Annotated in this window: 4 protein-coding genes; 2 read left to right on the top strand and 2 right to left on the bottom strand. The window is 35.8% G+C overall.

Annotation, left to right across the window (positions count from 1 at the left end):
* The coding region (locus AC1DQW_RS27210; RefSeq protein WP_477456933.1) for an McrB family protein at positions 1 to 888 on the top strand (888 nt) is incomplete at its 5' end.
* A gap of 2 nt (positions 889 to 890) precedes the next feature.
* Positions 891 to 2231: an McrC family protein gene (locus tag AC1DQW_RS27205; RefSeq protein WP_477456932.1), complete on the top strand. Its 1341-nt coding sequence runs from the start codon at positions 891 to 893 to the stop codon at positions 2229 to 2231.
* 102 nt (positions 2232 to 2333) lie between these two features.
* Here AC1DQW_RS27205 and AC1DQW_RS27200 read toward each other — a convergent pair whose 3' ends face one another.
* Both AC1DQW_RS27200 and AC1DQW_RS27195 read right to left on the bottom strand, forming a co-directional pair.
* Entirely contained in the window at positions 2334 to 3293 is a 960-nt protein-coding gene (locus tag AC1DQW_RS27200; protein WP_477456931.1) for a nucleotidyl transferase AbiEii/AbiGii toxin family protein, read from the bottom strand.
* Positions 3293 to 4083: type IV toxin-antitoxin system AbiEi family antitoxin domain-containing protein (locus tag AC1DQW_RS27195; protein WP_477456930.1), on the bottom strand; the 791-nt coding region annotated here is incomplete at its 5' end. The genes AC1DQW_RS27195 and AC1DQW_RS27200, both read right to left, overlap by 1 nt.

The raw sequence follows: 4083 nt of genomic DNA, 5'->3' as shown, positions 1-4083 counted from the left end.
GGCCGGGTGACTGGTGATTATTATTTTAAACAAACAGATGAAATTGATTAYTGTCAATTTAGAAACGTCGAATGGCTGATTAAAGACGTCACAATACCCGTTTCAGAAATTTATAATAAATCCTTTTCTCAACAAAGTATTTACAAGCTGGATCATCAAAAATTAAAACGGGAGTTTTTTGTCAAAAATGAAGACGAAATAAAAAGGGAGATTGCCGCTAAGCCGAAAAATTATGTTATGATAATTGATGAGATCAACCGGGGGAATGTTTCACAAATTTTTGGCGAACTTATTACGTTGATTGAAGACGATAAGCGCGAAGGTTGCCCCGAAGCCTTGGATGCAACACTACCCTATTCTAAAAAAAGCTTCTCCGTACCTCCCAATCTTCATATTATAGGCACCATGAATACGGCAGATAGGAGTGTTGAGGCGTTAGATACCGCCCTTCGCCGGCGCTTTAGCTTTATAGAGATGCTGCCACAGGAAGACAATATCGGGATTAAGGATTTTAAAGACGTTAGCTTAAAAAGTGTCTTGAAAAATATTAATATACGCCTTGAGACACTATTATCACGAGATCATCTTATAGGGCATTCATTTTTCCTAAATATTGATAGTATTAGTAAGCTGCATGATGCATTCTTCAATAAAATTATTCCCCAGCTACAAGAATATTTTTTTGGAGATTATGGGAAAATTGGTCTTGTTTTGGGTAAGGGCTTTATAACCACCATAGCTGATGTTGCCGTGTTTGCAGATTTTGAGTACGAGGACAAAGACCTTTTATCGGAAAAGAAAGTTTACAGAATTATCAGTTTTACAGATGAAGATTATCTTATTGACGAGGATAGATTTATAGCTGCAGTTAAAGCAATTGTTGGTTAGTAATGAAAACACTTAAAGTTTTCGAACATCAAACTATATCCATCAACCAAGAGTTGATTTTTTATTTTGGCAGACGACACCAAAAGTTATCGTTAGAAAAAAAATATATAGATTCTTTATGGAAGCTATACGATGCTAAAAAAAGGCCATTTTTTAAACCTACTCGCAATGGCATTTGTTTTAATGAATATGTAGGCGTTGTAAAAGTATTGGATCTTACTATTGAAATTTTGCCCAAAGCAGATAACCAATGGGTAAGCCGCGATAATATCGAGGCTATTAGCCAACAGGAAAATAAATGGCAAAGTATTTTGATTGACATGTTAAAAGTATGCCATTTGATAAATACTCCTTCCATATCCGATGCGCACTTAAAAACACGTAGCAATAGTATTCTTGATTTATATATTGAACGTTTTATCAATGAAGTAAACGCTCTGATAAGGCAAGGGTTAATGAAAAAATACCGAAAGGTAGAAGGTAATTGTAATGCACTTAAAGGAAAACTACTTGTAGGAAAACATATTCAAAAAAACTTGGTACATCAGGAACGTTTTTATGTAGCTCAAAGCCTGTATGACAAAAATCATTTATTACATAAAATACTTGCAAAGGCAATAGCGATATTACCAGGTTTATGTAATAGTCAAGCATTACTATCTGAATGCCTCAGTTTAAAATTGAATTTTCCTGAAGTTGATGACATACGAATAACGGAGAGTTTGTTTGACAAAGTTAGCTTTGACCGAAAATCTAATCCATATCAAATATCGATTCAAATAGCAAAAATGCTTTTACTGAATTACCGCCCTGATCTAAGTACTGGTGCAAATAATTCCATTGCTATTTTATTCAATATGAATCAGCTGTGGGAAGAATACATTTTTAGAATTCTGCACAAAAACAAACCACAAAGCGTCAAAAAAATTTACAATCAAAAATCTACCCGTTTTTGGGAAACTACAGCTTCAAAAAGATACTTAAAACCGGATATCGTAATTGAGACGACCGCACAAGGGAATATAGTGATTGACACAAAATGGAAAAATATTAATAATGATCCTTCAAAAATAGGTATGGATGATTTGAGGCAAATGTATGCTTATCACCATTTTTTTGAAGCCAGCGAGTGTTATCTTTTATATCCGGGAAATGCTGAACCAATAAAAAATGGTGAATTCTGCAGAACTTATTTTTTTAAATCGGAAGAATCTAAACAAAAACACTGTGGTTTAATAATTTCTAAAGCCTGGAATGAAAGTATTGCAAATGGTAAAACATTTTTAAACACAGATTTAGGCAGTGAATTGTATAGGTTGTTAGGAATGACCGTTGTCCCATAACTTACATTTATTTTAAAAGTGCTAATAATATCAAGAACATGAAACAGGCCCTTTCATCAATTTAATTGCCCAAAGCAGGTATGTTATGAGCGACAGCGAATTTCATTCCTCCAAGGGCGGCGAGGCTGGCGGCGTAATGGAACTCGGCGCGATAGCGCGTGGTGTAATGAAGCCACCTGCCGCAGCGGCCTGGCTTCCATTGTTATTAAATATTCTTTCAAACAACAATAATAACTCGTCTTTCACCTGACTGTAAGGTGGTAACTGCTCATGCGGTATTTGATGTGCAAGGCTATTTTTCCAGGCTCCTGTAAGTTTTTTATCTACATCATCATTTAGAAATTGGTCTATGCCCGTAAATTCTAACTTTTTAAACCTCATTTTTTCGTGAAACGCTTTTACTATTATCGGCCATTCTATAGCTGCAAGCTTATGGGATAGATACCATATATCAAAGTAGTCCCTCGGTGCAGAATAGGAGCGCTGTATTAATGCTCTCAATTTCTCCGACATTACCTCTTGCAAATCATAACAGGGGATAGTTTGATCCGTTAAGGCCAGTTTATCAGAATACGCGTGTGTTATAGGGCGTAAGCTAACTGGGAATAACATTTTTTCATAACGGATGATCTCTATTTTTACGCTTGTTGCCCATCTTTCCGGGGGAGGTGGTGCCTGGTTCTTTAAATGATCTGCTCCCCAAAACTTAATGATTGCTGCATAGCCGGTAGGCATGTTCTTATGCTTCAATTCTTTTATAGAATCAATAAATAAAGGCATTTCTGTCCGTTGTGTTATCAGTTCGATTATTTCCTGTAATAATTCCCGGTTTAATACAAAGTCAGGGTTTACAGAGGTAAAGTCCAGGTCTTCTGAAAATCGGTAGTCAGGTATATAGCACTTTTTCAAACAGGTGCCACCTTTAAATACAAGGCTATCCCGGCATAATGGGATAGAGAATATAGCATCAATGAAATGACCTAATACCCAATCCTTATCCACCGTACTACGTGATACATTCTCATGTAGCGCAATTTTCTCTATTTCCTTCTTTAGTATCATTAATATTGTTTGTCCGTTAGATTAAGCAATTCATCTTTGCTGATATTCAGCCTCAACTTCCAAGTTGCTACAAATTCACCTTTCTCTGTTCCTTGTGAATCAAAAAGGTTATACTTATCATTTATCTGCGCTTTAGCGAAATCAATAAATTTATCCATTAATGGCTTTTCAAATAACTCCACCAAAAATCCTATTCTTTTTGTAGCAGCGCTATTGCCAACCGATCTGCAATAATTGATCATTTTATCAGCATCAATTTCTGCCTGGGATAAAGCCCTTATTAGTTCAGCATAACCGCCAGAGTATTGTGGTTGATCAAAACAGTCTATAATAGTCTTTTCAATATCTGTTATAGGATATTTTGTATTACCATAGCCGTTGTACATAATACCGGTACGCTTGCCAGGATTTATAGTGACAAATTTATAGGAGGTTCCTAAAAGGGCCTTATCGGTTTTCCTCTGCGTGGTCTGTATAAATATTGTGTTAGAAAATTGCTCGGTTAACCCATGTAGATTTAAAGCCGACCAATAAGCCACTGCGCTGTTTTTTACCACAAACGTGCCGATTACGTTTTCATCACGGAAATTAACCTTGCAAAACTTCCCCCGTTCTATCCGGGAAAGCAGTTCTTTATGGACTAAATTTTCAAGAATCTCATTGAGATTGTCAAACTTTCTATTGATTTGACTTTCAATTTCATCAAACTGAAATAGCTCAATTTCATAGTCATCCAGCAACTTCATTAATTCAAGCTGTTGCTGTGTTAAGTTGGATGATATGTAAACGC

The sequence above is a fragment of the Mucilaginibacter sp. P5_A4 genome (assembly GCF_056400605.1).
This window is presented reverse-complemented; position numbering and strand designations above follow the sequence as displayed.